The sequence below is a fragment of the Corynebacterium flavescens genome, assembly GCF_008693105.1.
Taxonomy (GTDB): Bacteria; Actinomycetota; Actinomycetes; order Mycobacteriales; family Mycobacteriaceae; genus Corynebacterium; species Corynebacterium flavescens.
Window position 1 is genome coordinate 48,985 of record NZ_VXKK01000018.1, and the last position, 16,103, is coordinate 65,087.

The 16,103-nt window shown below is 59.6% G+C and carries 15 protein-coding genes and 1 pseudogene; 14 read left to right on the top strand and 2 right to left on the bottom strand.

Features of this window, described 5'->3' with window-relative positions; translation table 11 throughout:
* Nucleotides 1-75 precede the first annotated feature (75 nt).
* From glmS to F4V60_RS02480, 12 genes and pseudogenes are all read left to right on the top strand, one after another.
* Entirely contained in the window at nt 76-1,947 is a 1,872-nt protein-coding gene (gene glmS / locus F4V60_RS02425; protein ID WP_075729167.1) for a glutamine--fructose-6-phosphate transaminase (isomerizing), read from the top strand.
* A gap of 131 nt (nt 1,948-2,078) precedes the next feature.
* Nucleotides 2,079-3,173 carry an alanine racemase gene (gene alr / locus F4V60_RS02430; RefSeq protein ID WP_218024725.1) on the top strand — a complete coding sequence of 365 codons (1,095 nt, stop codon included), beginning with the start codon at nt 2,079-2,081 and terminating at the stop codon, nt 3,171-3,173.
* Complete coding sequence (gene tsaE / locus F4V60_RS02435) at nt 3,166-3,666, top strand: tRNA (adenosine(37)-N6)-threonylcarbamoyltransferase complex ATPase subunit type 1 TsaE (protein ID WP_075729169.1); 501 nt, start codon at nt 3,166-3,168, stop codon at nt 3,664-3,666. The genes alr and tsaE overlap by 8 nt, the downstream gene beginning before the upstream one ends.
* A 98-nt stretch (nt 3,667-3,764) precedes the next feature.
* Nucleotides 3,765-5,354, top strand: coding sequence for an aspartate:alanine exchanger family transporter (locus tag F4V60_RS02440; RefSeq protein ID WP_075729170.1), 1,590 nt, complete (start codon nt 3,765-3,767; stop codon nt 5,352-5,354).
* Nucleotides 5,355-5,578: 224 nt separating this feature from the next.
* Nucleotides 5,579-6,046 carry a hypothetical protein gene (locus tag F4V60_RS02445; protein WP_075729171.1) on the top strand — a complete coding sequence of 156 codons (468 nt, stop codon included), beginning with the start codon at nt 5,579-5,581 and terminating at the stop codon, nt 6,044-6,046.
* Complete coding sequence (gene tsaB, locus F4V60_RS02450; RefSeq protein ID WP_075729172.1) at nt 6,047-6,712, top strand: tRNA (adenosine(37)-N6)-threonylcarbamoyltransferase complex dimerization subunit type 1 TsaB; 666 nt, start codon at nt 6,047-6,049, stop codon at nt 6,710-6,712.
* The gene (rimI, locus tag F4V60_RS02455; RefSeq protein ID WP_075729173.1) at nt 6,709-7,170 is read left to right on the top strand and encodes a ribosomal protein S18-alanine N-acetyltransferase; all 462 of its coding nucleotides are present in this window, start codon (nt 6,709-6,711) and stop codon (nt 7,168-7,170) included. The genes tsaB and rimI overlap by 4 nt, the downstream gene beginning before the upstream one ends.
* Nucleotides 7,167-8,210, top strand: a complete 1,044-nt coding sequence (tsaD, locus tag F4V60_RS02460; protein ID WP_075729174.1) for a tRNA (adenosine(37)-N6)-threonylcarbamoyltransferase complex transferase subunit TsaD — start codon at nt 7,167-7,169, stop codon at nt 8,208-8,210. The genes rimI and tsaD overlap by 4 nt, the downstream gene beginning before the upstream one ends.
* 96 nt (nt 8,211-8,306) lie before the next feature.
* Nucleotides 8,307-8,735, top strand: a complete 429-nt coding sequence (locus tag F4V60_RS02465; RefSeq protein WP_075729175.1) for a hypothetical protein — start codon at nt 8,307-8,309, stop codon at nt 8,733-8,735.
* A gap of 204 nt (nt 8,736-8,939) precedes the next feature.
* The gene (groES, locus tag F4V60_RS02470; RefSeq protein ID WP_075729176.1) at nt 8,940-9,233 is read left to right on the top strand and encodes a co-chaperone GroES; all 294 of its coding nucleotides are present in this window, start codon (nt 8,940-8,942) and stop codon (nt 9,231-9,233) included.
* Nucleotides 9,234-9,245: 12 nt separating this feature from the next.
* On the top strand, nt 9,246-10,862 hold the full coding sequence (gene groL, locus F4V60_RS02475) for a chaperonin GroEL (RefSeq protein ID WP_075729177.1): 1,617 nt from the start codon (nt 9,246-9,248) through the stop codon (nt 10,860-10,862).
* A 126-nt stretch (nt 10,863-10,988) separates the two neighbouring features.
* Nucleotides 10,989-13,322, top strand: a pseudogene (locus F4V60_RS02480) (AAA family ATPase).
* Here F4V60_RS02480 and F4V60_RS02485 read toward each other — a convergent pair.
* A complete protein-coding gene (locus F4V60_RS02485) occupies nt 13,312-13,608 on the bottom strand; it encodes a WhiB family transcriptional regulator (RefSeq protein WP_075729178.1) in 297 nt (98 codons plus the stop codon). The pseudogene F4V60_RS02480 and the gene F4V60_RS02485 sit on opposite strands and share 11 nt — an antisense overlap.
* 367 nt (nt 13,609-13,975) lie before the next feature.
* On the opposite strand from F4V60_RS02485, the gene F4V60_RS02490 reads away from it, so the two are divergent.
* Nucleotides 13,976-14,548, top strand: coding sequence for a sigma-70 family RNA polymerase sigma factor (locus F4V60_RS02490; RefSeq protein WP_075729179.1), 573 nt, complete (start codon nt 13,976-13,978; stop codon nt 14,546-14,548).
* Nucleotides 14,549-14,688: 140 nt separating this feature from the next.
* Complete coding sequence (locus F4V60_RS02495) at nt 14,689-15,510, top strand: hypothetical protein (protein ID WP_075729180.1); 822 nt, start codon at nt 14,689-14,691, stop codon at nt 15,508-15,510.
* Nucleotides 15,511-15,600: 90 nt separating this feature from the next.
* Here the strand turns inward: F4V60_RS02495 and F4V60_RS02500 are convergent, their stop codons facing one another.
* Complete coding sequence (locus F4V60_RS02500) at nt 15,601-15,972, bottom strand: DUF5319 domain-containing protein (RefSeq protein ID WP_075729181.1); 372 nt, start codon at nt 15,970-15,972, stop codon at nt 15,601-15,603.
* Nucleotides 15,973-16,103: the final 131 nt, after the last annotated feature.

Genomic DNA, 16,103 nt, shown 5'->3' on the forward strand with positions numbered 1-16,103 from the left:
ATGGGGCAAATTGCTCAGTGCTGGGTGAGTCTCGGCACAATTGGGCTTCGAAACAATGAGGTAGGATCGAGACCTATGTGCGGAATTGTTGGATATGTAGGTCACCCCGGATGTGACCGTAAATATTATGCCCTCGACGTGGTTCTAGAAGGCTTGCGCCGTCTGGAATATCGCGGATACGACTCAGCCGGCGTGGCCGTCTACTCGGACGGAAAGATCAGCTGGCGTAAGAAAGCCGGCAAGGTTGCCGCGCTGGATGCGGAGATTGAGGCTCGTCCTCTGCCGGATTCTGTCCTGGGAATTGGGCACACTCGGTGGGCAACCCACGGTGGCCCCACGGATGTTAATGCGCACCCTCACGTGGTCGATGACGGCAAGCTGGCCGTTGTCCACAACGGCATTATCGAGAACTTTGCAGAGCTCAAGAGCGAGCTGCAGGCCAAGGGGTATAACTTCATTTCGGAGACCGATACCGAGGTTGCGGCCACCCTGTTGGGGGATGTGTTCCACAATGAGGCGGGCCAAGACCTGACCAAGGCGATGCAGCTGACCTGCCAGCGCCTCGAAGGTGCTTTCACCATCCTGGCCATCCATGCGCAGCAGCCGGATCGCATCGTTGCGGCCCGTCGCGATTCGCCACTGGTCATCGGCCTGGGTGAGGGCGAGAACTTCCTCGGTTCTGACGTCTCCGGCTTCATTGATTACACAAAGTCCGCCGTCGAGCTGGAAAATGACCAGGTCGTCACCATCACTGCGGATGATGTCTACATCACCGACTACCAGGGTAACCCCTCGCAAGGTAAGCCTTTCGAAATCCTGTGGGATGCCGCAGCCGCAGAAAAGGGTGGCTTCAGCTCCTTCATGGAAAAGGAGATCCACGATCAGCCCGCTGCCGTACGCGATACCCTCATGGGTCGCTTTGACGAGCAGGGCAAGCTCACTCTCGATGAAGTGCGCATCGATGAGTCTGTATTGAAGTCCATCGATAAGATCATCGTCATTGCCTGTGGTACCGCGGCCTATGCCGGCCACGTCGCGCGCTACGCCATCGAGCACTGGTGCCGAATCCCTACCGAGGTGGAATTGGCTCACGAGTTCCGTTACCGGGACCCCATTGTCAATGAGAAGACCCTAGTCGTTGCGCTTTCGCAGTCCGGCGAGACCATGGATACATTGATGGCGGTACGCCACGCGCGCCAGCAAGGCGCGAAGGTTATCGCCATCTGTAATACGCAGGGTTCTTCAATTCCTCGCGAATCCGATGCTGCGCTCTACACCCACGCTGGTCCCGAAATCGCCGTGGCTTCCACCAAGGCCTTCCTCGCGCAAATCGCTGCGACCTATCTGCTGGGCCTGTACCTGGCTCAGCTGCGTGGCAATATGTTCGCCGATGAAGTCGAGAATGTCCTCGATGAGCTACGGCAGATGCCAGATAAGATTCAGAAGGTCATCAGCGAGGAACCCCAGGTAGGGGAGCTTGCTCGCTCGATGCAGGACGCTGAGTCTGTTCTGTTCTTGGGCCGTCACGTTGGTTTCCCCGTCGCGCTTGAGGGCGCGCTCAAGCTTAAAGAGGTTGCATATCTGCACGCCGAAGGCTTTGCCGCCGGCGAGCTCAAGCATGGCCCCATTGCCCTTATCGAGGAGGGACAGCCGGTATTCGTCATCGTTCCTTCGCCGCGTGGCCGGGATTCCCTACACGCCAAGGTGGTCTCCAATATTCAGGAGATTCGCGCCCGCGGTGCTATCACCATCGTGATCGCCGAGGAAGGGGACGAGGCAGTGGAGGCTTATGCCAACCACGTCATCCGCATCCCGCAGGCACCGACTCTGATGCAGCCGCTGCTGGCCACCGTGCCTTTGCAGATGTTTGCCTGCAACGTTGCTGAGGCCAAGGGCTACGACGTCGATCAGCCGCGTAACTTGGCCAAGTCCGTCACCGTGGAGTAATCCACCGATGCCATAGACGGCGTCGCTAATAGCGCCTCTCCTTATCCCTAGCACGGGGTGGGGAGGGGCGCCTTCGGTGTTTTCGGCGTGAGGGACACTGCGGGTGCCACGCGAGTGGCACAATAGTTTCCATGCTGCAAACGAGAATCGACCTTGATGCCATCGCTCATAATGTTCGCGTGCTCAAGGAGAAGCTAGGCCCTGTCAAGCTGATGTGCATCCTCAAGGCGGATGCCTATGGTCATGGTATGGAGCGGGTGGCACCGGTCATGGAAAAGGCGGGAGCCGATGCCTTTGGTGTTGCTACGTTGGCGGAGGCGGTGGCTTTGCGCAAGCATGGCTCCGATCTTCCAATCACTGCTTGGCTGTGGGATGCGCGCGAGGATCTGACGGAGGCGCTGGCTTCGCGGATTTGTATCGGAGTGCCCTCCCTCGAGCATGCTAAAGCGCTCATTAATACCGAAGTTCCAGCCCGCGTCTACATCAAGGTGGAGACGGGCATGCACCGCTCCGGGGTGGACGAGAAAGACTGGGGCCAAGTCTTTGAGCTGCTGCGGGATGCCGCGCAGATCGAAGTACTCGGTTTGATGTCTCACTTCGCTTGCGCCGATGAACCGGATACCCCTTACAATGACGTCCAAGAGATTAACTTCCGGCGGGCCCTCGTGCAGGCCAGGGAAGCCGGGTTGGAGTGTCCGCTCAACCATTTGGCGAATTCGCCGGCCACTCTGACGCGTCCATCGGCGCACTTTGAGCAGGTGCGCGTGGGCCTCGCCTGCTATGGCCTCGAACCGGTCCCAGGCGTGGACCACGGCCTTCGCCCGGCAATGACGTGGGCGGCGAATCTGGTCAACGTCAAGCCCATTGAAGCGGGGCAGGGGACTTGCTATGGCCTGACGTGGAAGGCCAAGCAGTCTGGCTTTTTGGCCACGGTTCCTTGCGGCTATGCAGATGGCCTCCCGCGTGCCTTTCAAGGCAAGCTGCAGGTCGGCATTGGGGGCAAGCTCTATCCGCAAGTAGGCAGGGTATGCATGGACCAGATCGTCGTCGATCTGGGTGATAATCCCTTTGAGGTTGCGCAAGGTGATGAGGCGATCATTTTCGGCACAGGCGGCATGAGCGCAACTGAGCTGGCGGATGCTGCGGACACCATCAACTATGAGGTCTTGTGCCTTCCGACGGGACGCACGGTGCGTGCATACGAAGGAGGTCTAGATCTTGCGTAGCGATTTTCCCCGCAGCGGGAGACGCGAGCTGGCTACCGCCGCAGATACCCAGGAGTTTGGATGGAGGCTAGGAAAATCCCTAGAGGCCGGGGACTTGGTCATCTTGGACGGTCCGCTCGGTGCCGGTAAGACCACCTTCACCCAGGGGATAGCGCGCGGAATGCAGGTAAAAGGCAGGGTGACTTCGCCGACTTTCGTCATTGCCCGCGAGCATCATTCGCAGGTAGGCGGCCCGGCCTTAATCCATGTTGATGCCTACCGCCTTGTCGACGACTTCGGGGCCGGATCGGGTGATCCTTTGGGGGACCTTGATGCTTTAGATCTCGATACGGCTCTGGAGGATGCAGTGGTCGTAGCGGAGTGGGGCGGCGGGCTGGTTGAACAGATCAGTGAGAGCTACCTCTTCATCAACATTGACCGCGAGGCCATTGCGCAGGACTCTGGCGCCGACGCCCGAGTATTCACGTGGAGCTGGGAAAACGGCGGAGAATAGGCTATCAAGTACGCCCGTTTTGTTCGCCCTATATATAAGTGATCCATATCTAATAACCGCAGGTTGCAGTAGGGAAACTATTCGGCCAAACTGGAAGAGTGTTAAGTTTCCTGGCATCCAGTCCACTCCTTTCTCTCTTTCTTATAATGGCGGTGGGGTTGGCTATCGGAAAAATAAAGGTTTTCGGAATCTCTCTCGGTGCGGCGGCAGCGATGTTTGTCGCGCTCGGTCTTTCTACGGCAAATCCTGATATCCAGATACCGCCCTTCGTCTACCAATTCGGCCTCGCAATCTTTGTTTATGCGATCGGTCTGAGCTTCGGTCCCTCCTTCGTCCGCGAGTTCAAAAACCGCGGTTGGAAGCTGACGTTGTTTATGGTCGGAATGCTCGTCGCCCTCGTCGGCGTGGGCTATCTGCTTATCAAGTTCTTCGACCTCAACGTCCCCGTCGCTGTCGGCATGTTCGCCGGATCCCTGTCCTCCACGCCAGGTATGGCAGCAGTGGTAGATATGGTGGGCAACTCTGAGCCTGTCGTTGGTTACTCTCTGGCTTATCCGGGCGCAGTTATCGGAGCAATCGCGGTCGCGGCAATAGGCGCTAGTGCATTCCGCATCAACCACGTCGAGGATGCGCGCGGCGAGGGAATGATTCCCACTCCATTGGTATGGAAAGCTGTGCGCCTAGCTAAAGACTTCGATGACACTGCGGGCCACATCTACCGGGTAACCGGGCAGAAGGTTGTGGCTACCCGCTTGGTCCGCGATGATCACCATCACCGCCTAGCTGTTCCCGAGATGAGCCTTGAAAAAGGCGAGGTATTCCTGCTCAACGGAACCGAGGAGGCTGTCAATGCGGCCATCAAGGTGCTTGGAACCGAAGAAAACATCGAGCTCACTGAGGACGCAGGCCTGCTCTATACGCGTGTTACAGTCTCTAGCCCGCAGATTGCGGGAAAGCGTATCCGCGACATCAAGGCCCTCGATCACGGATTCATCATTGCCCGCGTCCGCCAAGGCGATGCGGATGTTGTTCCGCACCCAGATCTCGTGCTCAACTACTCTGACCGCGTGCGCGTGGTGTGCTCCCCGGAGCGCCTCCAAGACGTAAAGAACTACCTCGGCAACTCCGAGTCTGCACTGGGTAATGCCGACTTGCTCTCGATGTCTGTCGGCCTGACGTTGGGTATGCTGCTTGGCCTTATTCCGATTCCGATTCCCGGCGGCACCACGCTGCAGCTTGGCTTCGGCGGCGGGCCCATCGTTGTCGGCCTGCTTCTGGGCTACCTCAACCGAACCGGCCCGCTGAACTGGCAGATGCCTTTCCATACTCGCCAGACCATGTCGACTCTCGGCCTGACCTTGTTCCTTGCCGGCGTTGGTACCTCAGCTGGCGCAGCCTTCCGCAATGCCCTGACGGATCCGACCTCCCTGAAAATCATGGGCGTGGGCCTCATCATCACCCTGGTTTCGGCCTTGGGCATCGGCATCATCGGTATGCTCCTCTTCCGCCTCAAGTGGGACGAGGCCATGGGCTGTGCCGCAGGCATGACCACCAACCCGGCGGTGTTTGCATACATCAATACTCAGACAGGGACGGAGCTGGCCAACCGCGGTTGGGCCACTGTCTATCCCACGACGATTATCGGAAAGATCGTCGCCTCGCAGATTCTCCTAGTGCTCTTGATGTAGAAGCACATCTCCTTTGGAGAGCTTAAGAATCTAGCCCTCCTTGTGGTGCATGCCGACTGGCATGTGCTGCAGGGAGGTTTTTCCATCTGTCCGAGGTGGCGGGTAGCATCAGGAAAAGAAGTGGGTTTGACCACCAAGGCGTACCCCCCGCCTTTATGCATAGCGTCTGTTTTAAGTCCCGTATTTTTCTGTTTCAATCCGTTTCCAAGGAGCACAGCAACTCAATGTCTAAGCTTGCGCGCAATATAGTCACGCTCGTCATCGCGGCCTTCATCGTGGTCATGATGGTGCTGGTCGCTACCACGATGATGCGGGAGGCGGCACCAACCAAATCCACGCTGGCTCACACCTTGGAAAACGCCCCGGATGATCTCACCATGATGGCAGTGGCCCCAGCGGATTTCTACGGTGAGCAGTGGCGCGGCGTTGTCTTTGTCTGTCCTGGATTCTCCGAGGCTGATATGGAACAAGGCGGGGTAGACCTCGAGCCTTTCACCTTTGTCGATGGCAAGATCCCGGAGGGGGATAACTACATCGTTGCGGTGGATACCGCTGGAAACTCCTTTGTTGAATATGCCAAGCGCTCGGATATCGATGTGTGCTCTACCCAGCAGATCCAGGGCGCTGTAGATGCTTTCCAGCTTTTGCCCTTCGCCCGCACCGGCGAGGGTGGCTGGGTCTTGGCGGCCTAAATGAACGTCCTTGCCATTGACACTGCCACCACCGATCTTGTCACCGGCTTGGTAGATCCCGCCTCCGGGTTGATTGCGGAGCGGATTCTTAAAGATACCCGTGCCCATAATGAAATGCTCATTCCCACCATCACGGAGCTGCTTGAAGCTGCGGGAATGGCTTTCGCTGATATCGACGCCGTCGTCGTCGGCTGCGGTCCGGGGCCTTTTACCGGCCTGCGGGTAGGCATGGCCACCGCCTCGGCAGTAGGGGATGCTTTAGGCGTTCCGGTGCACGGGGTGTGCACCCACGACGCCATCGGTTACGCCACCACCGGCAAGGTTCTGGTTGCTACCGATGCTAGGCGCAAGGAGGTCTACTGGGCCGCCTACGAGGAAGGAAAGCGCATCGATGGACCCGAGGTGTGTAAGCCGGCCATCTTGGACACCGTTGCGGGCACAGATGTAGATGCCGTCATCATTCCAGCAAATCTCGCCGCACAGTTGCCGGAGAGCCTACGGGCTCTGCCCACGCACAGTGCGGGCCCACTCCCAGCGAATCTGGTGGTGGTTGCGGATCTACAAGCGCAACCCGCTCCGCTCGTGCCGCTGTACCTGCGGCGCCCAGATGCTAAGGAGCCGGCACCGAAACCGCGTTCTTCCGCTCTTTCTGAGGTCACCAAGTGAACCTGCGGGAGCTCGTGACCGCGGATGCCGCGCGCTGCGCGGAGCTGGAGAAGCTGCTCTTTCCCGGTGAGACGCCGTGGTCTAAGTATGTTTTCCAGGTAGAGATCTCCCAGCCCTTCAACTTCTACTTCGGGGTGGAGGAAGAAGGGCTTCTCCTCGGCTACGCCGGACTCGCCTTGTTGGGGCCAGCCACGGATCCGGAGTACGAGATCCACACCATTGGGGTGGCCCCGCAGGCGCAACGCCGCGGCGTCGGCGCGATGATGATGGACAACATCGTTCACATCGCCGACTCACAGGATGCGCCGGTATTCCTCGAGGTGCGCGTGGGCAATACCGCAGCGCTGGCGCTCTATGAGCGTTATGGCTTTATCAAGCAGGGAATCCGCCGAAATTATTATCAGCCTTCCGGTGCGGATGCGCACACCATGGTTCGAATGAGAAAGAGTCAGAGATGAAAGTCCTAGGAATCGAGTCCTCCTGCGACGAGACCGGGGTAGGCATTATTGAGCTATCCGCAGACGGTCACATGGAGATCTTGGCGGATGCCGTTGCCTCGTCGATGGAGCAGCACGCCCGCTTCGGCGGGGTAGTGCCGGAGATTGCCTCGCGCGCGCACCTCGAGGCCATGCCGCAGGTGATGCGGGCGGCCTTGGAGGAAGCCGGCATCGACAAGCCCGATGCCGTCGCTGCTACCGTTGGCCCGGGACTCGCCGGGGCACTGCTGGTGGGCGCGTCTGCCGCCAAGGCTTATGCGGCGGCGTGGGGGGTGCCTTTCTACGGGGTTAATCACCTGGGCGGGCACGTTGCCGTGGCAAACCTGGAAGGTGAGAGTCTGCCCCATGCTGTGGCGCTTCTCGTCTCGGGGGGACACACGCAGCTGCTGGAGGTAGAGGCCGTGGGCAAGCCCATGCGGGAAATCGGCACGACCCTCGATGATGCCGCCGGCGAGGCCTATGACAAAGTCTCGCGTTTGCTTGGTTTGGGGTATCCGGGAGGCCCCGCCATCGACAAGCTGGCGGCGCGGGGCGAGGCCTCCATCGCATTCCCGCGCGGACTGTCTCGTGCGGAGGATCTGCGCGGCGAGCATCGCCATGATTTTTCCTTCTCTGGGCTCAAGACCTCGGTTGCTCGTTACGTGGAAAAAGCGGAGAAGGAGGGCAGGATTATCAGCATCGAGGATGTCTGCGCCTCCTTTCAAGAGGCCGTCGCGGACGTGCTCACCGCGAAGGCAGTGCGCGCTTGTCAGGAGTGCGGGGCCAAGGTGCTGCTTTTGGGCGGTGGCGTGGCGGCGAATTCTCGGCTGCGGGAACTGGCGGCGGAGCGTTGCGCTGCGGCTGGTATCGAGTTGCGGGTGCCGCGTTTCAAGCTCTGCACCGATAATGGCGTGATGATCGCGGCGCTTGCCTCGCAGTTGATTCATGAAGGGGCGCAGCCTTCTGGTCTGGGTGTGGGCACAGATACGCAGATGGACGTAGAAACCCCGTTGTTAACCTAAGGTTCGCTGTCCTGCGGATGCAGGGTCCCAAAGAGGGCGGTAGTGTGCGAGACATTACTGTCCTCTTTGCCTTTTTTAAAGGAGCTCTCTGCCGTCATGACCATTGGTTTTCTTGTTAATCCGGATCTCAGCCACCGCAAAATCGACTTCGAACTCGAACACGCTAATCAGTTTCTTGGCGGCGCCACCGAGGGGCGAGTCTCGGTGGCCTTTCAAGATGATGGAACTACTTATGCCGCGCTGTATAACCCCCAAGCCAAGCATGATGGCGCTGAGCCTAACCCGGTAGCCTCGCTCGCGCGCAACGCTGCCGATACGGGGAACTCGCGTTTCCTCCAGGATCCTATTCGCGCAATCTGCGGTCCAGTTATTTTTGTTGATTCCGCTGGGAAGGATGACTCCATTGACGCAGTCATGGATGCGGTGGACCACGGCATCCGCGCTGTAAAGAACTACCGTGAAGACATGCCGGAAGAATACCATCTCTGGCGTGCCGCAGTGATTAACTCGGAGAACTCTCTCTAGGCTGAACACGTTGTTGTGCTGGCCTTTCCTCCTGTTCGCGAGGGGCGAACAGTTAATGAGCCTTGCGTAGTTGAGGGCTGGCAGTCGCGAGGGTAGAGTGCTAATAGGTTGTTTGACCCACAGTTGTTCACCCGCGACGACGGCTGTGCTGGACATCCGCAACCGGCACATACAACTCACTGATTCATTAACGGAGGAATCATCATGGCAAGCATTAAGCCGCTCGAGGACAAGGTTCTCGTTCAGATCGTAGAGGCAGAGACCACCACCGCATCCGGTCTCGTCATTCCGGATTCTGCGAAGGAAAAGCCACAAGAGGCAACCGTCATCGCTGTAGGCCCCGGCCGCAGCAATGACAAGGGTGAAGTCATCCCCGTCGGCGTGAACGAGGGCGATACTGTTATCTTCTCCAAGTACGGCGGAACCGAGCTGAAGTATGACGGTCAGGAGTACCTCCTGCTTTCTGCTCGTGATCTGCTCGCTGTCATCGAGAAGTAAGGCGTTTCAACTATGGCAAAGCTAATTGCATTCGACCAGGAAGCCCGTGAGGGCATCCAGCGTGGTGTCGATACGCTGGCGGATGCCGTCAAGGTGACCCTCGGACCACGCGGCCGCAACGTCGTATTGTCCAAGTCTTTTGGGGGACCCACCGTCACGAATGACGGCGTTACCATCGCGCGTGACATCGACGTAGAAGATCCTTTTGAGAACCTCGGCGCACAGCTGGTGAAGTCCGTGGCCGTCAAGACCAATGACATTGCCGGTGACGGCACCACCACCGCTACGCTGCTCGCACAGGCACTGGTCTATGAGGGCCTGCGTAACGTTGCGGCCGGTGCCAACCCCATTGAGCTCAACCGCGGTATCGCCGCGGCCGCAGAGAAGGCAGTAGAAGAGCTCAAGGCTCGCGCTACTCCTGTCAAGACCTCTAGCGAGGTCGCTCAGGTCGCCACCGTCTCCTCCCGTGACCCTGAGGTCGGCGAGATGGTCGCCGGCGCCATGGACAAGGTTGGCAAGGACGGCGTCCTCACTGTTGAGGAATCGCAGTCCATCGAATCGACCGTGGACGTGACCGAGGGTATCTCCTTTGACAAGGGCTACCTCTCTCCGTACTTCGCCACGGAAGAAGAGACCAGCACCGCCGTCTTGGACGATGCCGCAATCCTCTTGGTTCGTAACAAGATTTCCTCCCTGCCGGACTTCCTTCCCCTGTTGGAGAAGATTGCGGAATCCAGCAAGCCCACCCTGATTGTCGCGGAAGACGTCGAGGGAGAGCCGCTGCAGGCGCTGGTAGTCAACTCCATCCGGAAGGTTCTGAAGGTCGCTGCGGTCAAGGCTCCCTACTTTGGTGAGCGTCGCAAGGGCTTCCTCGACGACCTTGCAGTTGTCACCGGTGCCACCGTCATTGACCCTGAGGTCGGAGTCAACCTCAACGAGGTAGGCCTCGAGGTACTCGGTTCCGCTCGCCGCATCACCGTCAGCAAGGATGACACCGTCATTGTCGACGGAGCAGGCAGCGCCGAGGCCGTTGAGGCTCGCCGCGAGCAGCTCCGCCGTGAGGTTGAGCGCACCGAGTCCACGTGGGACAAGGAAAAGCTCGAGGAGCGTCTGGCTAAGCTCTCCGGCGGTGTCGCGGTTATCCGCGTCGGTGCCGCCACCGAGACCGAGGTTAACGAGCGTAAACTGCGCGTCGAGGACGCCATCAACGCCGCTCGTGCTGCGGTCGAAGAAGGCATCATCGCCGGCGGCGGATCTGTCCTGGTTCAGATTTCCAAGGTGCTCAAGGACTACGCCGAGGAGTTCGAGGGCGAGGCTAAGGTGGGCGTGCTTTCCGTGGCTCGCGCGCTGACCCGCCCCGCTTACTGGATTGCCCAGAACGCAGGACTTGACGGTTCTGTCGTGGTCTCCCACGTCGCAGAGGCTGCCAACGGTGAAGGCTTCAACGCCGCCACCCTCGAGTACGGCAACCTGGTCTCCGCAGGCATCATCGATCCGGTCAAGGTCACCCACTCCGCAGTGGTTAACGCCACCTCCGTGGCGCGGATGATCCTTACCACCGAGGCTTCCGTAGTGGAAAAGCCGGCTGAGGAGCAGGCTCCGGCCGCTCCTCATGGTCACTCCCACTAAGGGGAATCTAGAGAAGTAATCCAAAGAGCCTCCGGCTCTGGTAAGGGTGTCACGCAGCAGCGTGGCGCCCCTTTTCTCATGCCTACTGGAAGCCTGCACTGTATTTTCTGGCAGACTGGCAGCGTGATTGAGCAGGAGTACATCAAAGTCGTTGGTGCCAGGGAGAATAACCTGCGCGGATTAAACGTCAACATTCTCAAGCGGAAGCTGACGGTGTTTACCGGGGTGTCTGGTTCCGGGAAGTCCTCCCTGGTTTTTGACACGGTCGCCGCCGAATCCCAGCGGCTTATCAATGAAACCTAACCCGGCTTCGTGCAGGTATTCATGCCCTCCCAAGCCCGCGCTGATGTCGAGGAACTCGAGGGGCTTACCGCAGCCATCATCGTGGGCCAGGAACCGCTGGCTCCGAATGCGCGCTCTACCTTTGGAACGGCCACGGACATCACGGGTTCTTTGAGAGTGCTCTTTTCCCGCGCCGCGCAGCCGCGCGCCGGAGGTCCCGCTGCTTATTCCTTCAACATTCCTTCGGCCTCAGGCAAGGGCGCGCTGGAGGTGAACGGCGTAAAGGAGGTGCGTAGCTTCGAGCGCATCGGAGGCATGTGTCCGGCCTGCGAGGGCTTGGGGCGCGCTAGTGAGATAGATCTTTCCGCCGTGGTGGATGAAGATCTCAGCCTGGAGGAGGGCGCTATCCTCATTCCTGGCATGAAGGGGGGGACGTGGACTTGGAAGTCCTACGCGGCTTCTGGTTTCTACCCGGTGAACGTGCCGGTGAGGAGCTTCGACGAGAAGCAAAAAGAGCTGCTCTATTATGGCGCCGATAAGAAGGTGAAGGTGGGGGACATCAATGTCACCTACCAGGGCTTGGTGCCGCGGATGAAGGCTTCGATGCTGGCCAAGGATCCGGAGAGCCTGCAAAAGCACTTGCGCGAGTTTGTCCAGCGCGCGGTGGTATTCGTGGACTGTCCCGAGTGTGAAGGCACGCGGCTCGCGCGCCATGCCAGACAGTCTTACCTGGCGGGCAAGTCCATCGCTGAGGTCAGCGAGATGGAGTTGGGCGCTCTCGCGCAGTGGTTGGCCGGCATCGATGCACCGGGGGTTGCCCCACTGGTTGAGGCGCTTTCCCGTGCCGTGTCCAACGCCATCGAGATTGGTTTGGGCTACCTCAGCCTCTCCCGCCCCACCAGCACGCTTTCTGGCGGTGAGGCCCAGCGCACCCGCATGGTGCGACACGTGGGTTCCGCGCTTTCCGACGTCACCTATGTATTCGACGAGCCCACCTCCGGGCTGCATCCCCACGACATCGACAGAATGAACCACCTCTTGTTGCGGCTGCGGGACAAGGGCAACACCGTCCTCGTTGTCGAGCACAAGCCGGAGACCATCGCCATTGCAGATCACGTCATCGACATGGGCCCGGGAGCGGGGGCGAGGGGCGGAGAGATTGTCTTTACTGGCGACGTCGCCAAGCTGCGCAGCGCACCCACCTTGACGGGGAAACACTTCGCCGACCGCGTCCGGCTCAAGGAAGAAACGCGGCCCGTGGCAGGGGCCATTGAGATTCGTAGCGCTGCGCGCAATAATCTGCGCGAGGTCGACGTAGACCTGCCGCTCGGGGTGCTGAGCGTCATCACGGGCGTGGCTGGTTCTGGTAAGTCCTCGCTGCTAGCCTGTATTCCTTCGCAGGCGCGGGAAAGGATGCAATTTCTAACCCAGGAGCCTATCCGGGGCTCGCGGCGCTCGAACCCTGCTACATATTCAGGTGCGCTGGAGCCCATCCGTAAAGCTTTTGCCAAGGCCAATGGGGTGAAGCCGGCGCTCTTTTCTGCCAACTCGGCCGGCGCCTGCCCGCACTGCAATGGCGCTGGCGTGGTGCATGTGGAGCTTGGCGTGATGAGCGGGGTGGACGTGCCCTGCGAGGTCTGTGAGGGACGGCGCTTCTCCGAGGACGTGCTCGGCTACAGGTTTGGCGGAAAGAACATCGCCGAGGTCCTCGAGCTTCCGGCGCAGCAAGCGGCGGAGTTCTTCCGCGCGAATTCGGTCCCGCAGGCAGCGAAGATCTGTGCCACTTTAGTGGACGTGGGCTTGGGTTATATCGCGCTCGGACAGCCTTTAAGCACCTTATCGGGAGGAGAGAGGCAGCGCCTTAAGCTGGCGGTACACCTATCCGATAAGAAATCCACGCAGGATGTCCTCGTCCTTGATGAGCCTACGACCGGGCTGCATCTGGCGGATGTGGAGACGCTCCTAGCGCTGCTTGACCGTCTTGCTGATTCTGGGACCACGGTTATCTGTGTGGATCACCATCTCGGCGTGGTGGCGCACTCTGACTTTGTGATCGACTTGGGGCCGGGGGCGGGCACTGCCGGCGGCAGATTGGTTGCCGCATGCACTCCCCGTGCGCTTCTTGAGGTTCCTGAATCAATAACCGGGCGCTACCTCGCCGATTACCTTAAGCGTTGACCACTGAGTGGCGACGGGAGCGCAGGGCGACAACCCGCTCGGCCTCCGACATGCCGCCCCACACCCCATAGGGCTCGGCGGACTTGAGGGCGTGCTCGCGGCACAGCTCTAAAACCGGGCAAGAATGGCAGATTGCCTTAGCGCGGTTTTCGCGCTGCGCACGGGCGCGGCCGCGCTCGCCGTCTGGGTGGTAGAACACATCGGACTGTTCTCCGCGGCAGGCGCCTTGCAGCTGCCAATCCCAAAAGTCTGCGTTGGGTCCGGGAAGCAGGTTTGGCTGGGACACGTTCGAGGTCTCCTTAGGGGAACTTTTCGATCTAGAATTTGCTCGCTAGTGTTTGTTCGCGGCACGTGCTCCGTGCTGGGATCTGCCGCGAACACGACGTCTCGTAGTGTTTCTTGCCTCGGTGAACGCCCGGTTACCAGCTTCTTGCCACCAGGTTTTTCGTGCGTATCGATCGTGTTTTTGCCACGATTGAACAGCGTAAACGTCGTAGGTTAACGCTTAATGAACTTTCGGAGCTGATGGGCGAGGCCCCAAAAAGGGGGCGTACGCGGGGTTTCTGTGAGCGCAAGCAAAGAAGGCTGGTGGCAGATTTTCTCTCGTCATGTGACAAGATAGATTTGTACTATCAAAGACCTTAAGGACAGCCATGAGCAGCGAGAGCGAAAGGGAGCTGGCGGAACTCGTTCCCCCGGCTGTTGCTGGCGATCGCCGCGCGCTGCATAAACTCGTGAGCCTTATCTATCCGCCGGTTTTGCGCTATTGCCGGGCGCGCATTGGGGGAGGGCGTCATCCCACCGCGGAAGATGTGACCCAAGAGATCTGTCTGGCTGTCTCCACCTCTATTGGATCATATGAGGATAAAGGGCGGCCGTTTATGGCCTATGTCTACGGGATCGCCTTCAACAAGGTCACCGATGCACACCGGGCAATGGGCCGCGATCATTCCAATCCCACCGATGAGGTGCCGGAGGTAGCGGGGCAGGGCAATCCCCCCGAGGAATTTGCCTTGGTTTTAGACGGTAGTAACAGAGCAAGAGCCCTGCTCGATACACTAAGTGACAAGGCGCGGGACATCATTATTTTGAGGGTGTTCGTCGGCCTTTCGGCTGAGGAAACCGCGGACATCGTCGGCTCCACGGCCGGGGCCGTCCGCGTAGCCCAGCATCGCGCTCTGGCTCAGTTACGCAAGGCGTTGTCTCGGTCGCAGGAGTTTGACTAGGCCCAGTGAAACTGCTCGACAGAACTACCCCTCGGCGGCGTGAGCTGCCAGGCAGTGCGCAGAGTTAAGGCTTCGTCTTGAGGCTTCGTGTATAGGTTTTGTGTTGATGATAAGTACCAAGAAAAGGAAGGGAGAACACCATGGTCAAGAGAGATGATGACGCGTTCTTAAACGCGCTTTCTCTAGGCAAGGACCCTTCCCAAGGTGAAGACGAACTGGCCGGGCTCCTGCTGGAGTTGCGTGATGAAGTGCACCAACCCATGCCGCAGGTTCCGCTTGGTGCTCTCGCAGGCGCCACAGGCCGTGGCGCGGAAAGTGGCGTTGATAACGGCGCTGCCGGTGCTGAGGCTTCCGGCGGCACCGTCATGTCCCTAGAATCGGCGCGGAGTCGTCGGCGGCGTCCTTTGATGCATGGTCTTATCGGCGCTGCAGCGGCCACCTTGCTCATTGCGGGTAGCGGCACGGCCATCTTTAATGCCGGACCTGATTCGCCGCTCGCGGGAATTCAGGCCGCGGTATTCGGCTCGCAGGATGCGGACTCGGTGGAGTTGGCCAGCAAGTTGGAGGAGATTGATTCTCGCGTTGCCTCCGGAGACATGGATGGCACTCGCCAGCTGCTCGAGGAGGCCCGCAAGCTGGTTCGTAGCAGGGAAGGGGCTGCGCAGGCTGAGTCTAAAGACTCCCCAGTTGTGCGCAGCACCACCACGGTGACAAGAAGCCCAGAGCCGGGTGCTGCACCTGCGCCGGTATCGGTGCCACCGGCGGCTTCGCCAAGCGCAGAAACCGTGACGGTCACTGCCGTTGAAACCGAGACGGTCTACGTCACCACCACGCCGGGTTCTTCCACGCGGCCGGTAACACCGACGAGTACAGCGCCTGAGCCCACGGACCCTGCCGAGCCTAGTGATTCGGCAGATCCCGCACATGGCGGCGGGACGGACGGGCACACCCCCACCCCTTAGCTAGAGACAAAGAAAGACCCCCTCCACCCACCATGGTTCGCAATCCATGGTTGGTGGAGGCGGTCTTTTTTAAGGCGCTGGCGCTAAAGACTAGCGGGCGTCAAGCCCGTCCAAGAAGCCGAGGGCATAGTCCCAGGGGACGTAGCGGTTTGGATCAGGGGCCGCGCCGGGCTCGTGGACCGGAGAGAGCTCGCCCTCCAAAGTGGCGCGCATGTTGGCGGCCATGATGTCCCATTCATAAAAATGGTTCTCCTCGCAGTCCTCACAGAGGAAGAAGATGCCGTCGATGCCGCGGGGTCCAAGGACGCGTGCAAACTCCTGCACCAGTGCCAGATCGTGGATGATGGCGAGGCGGTCCTCCTCACTAAGAGGAAGGGCCTGCTCTTCTTCCTCGAGGAAGGAGGCGGGGTCATTGGGATCGTCCGCGAAAGGGTCGCGGGGCATGTTTGCGAAGAAGTTCACGCCTGCGAGCCTATTGAACCGAGGACTTTAAGGCAATTTTTCGCGTAGCAGGTTGGTGGGGTTGAGGCAGACATGCAATAGTCGCAGAGATTGACAAGGCTCGTGACTACCTCTAGACCCCCTTTAAGCAC

Excerpts from the sequence above, each read along its gene's own strand:
- alr (WP_218024725.1), top strand. The coding sequence starts at position 2,079 with ATGCTGCAAACGAGAATCGACCTTGATGCCATCGCTCATAATGTTCGC.
- groES (WP_075729176.1), top strand. The coding sequence starts at position 8,940 with ATGGCAAGCATTAAGCCGCTCGAGGACAAGGTTCTCGTTCAGATCGTA.
- groL (WP_075729177.1), top strand. The coding sequence starts at position 9,246 with ATGGCAAAGCTAATTGCATTCGACCAGGAAGCCCGTGAGGGCATCCAG.
- tsaD (WP_075729174.1), top strand. The coding sequence starts at position 7,167 with ATGAAAGTCCTAGGAATCGAGTCCTCCTGCGACGAGACCGGGGTAGGC.
- F4V60_RS02490 (WP_075729179.1), top strand. The coding sequence starts at position 13,976 with ATGAGCAGCGAGAGCGAAAGGGAGCTGGCGGAACTCGTTCCCCCGGCT.
- F4V60_RS02445 (WP_075729171.1), top strand. The coding sequence starts at position 5,579 with ATGTCTAAGCTTGCGCGCAATATAGTCACGCTCGTCATCGCGGCCTTC.
- glmS (WP_075729167.1), top strand. The coding sequence starts at position 76 with ATGTGCGGAATTGTTGGATATGTAGGTCACCCCGGATGTGACCGTAAA.
- F4V60_RS02465 (WP_075729175.1), top strand. The coding sequence starts at position 8,307 with ATGACCATTGGTTTTCTTGTTAATCCGGATCTCAGCCACCGCAAAATC.
- tsaB (WP_075729172.1), top strand. The coding sequence starts at position 6,047 with ATGAACGTCCTTGCCATTGACACTGCCACCACCGATCTTGTCACCGGC.
- F4V60_RS02495 (WP_075729180.1), top strand. The coding sequence starts at position 14,689 with ATGGTCAAGAGAGATGATGACGCGTTCTTAAACGCGCTTTCTCTAGGC.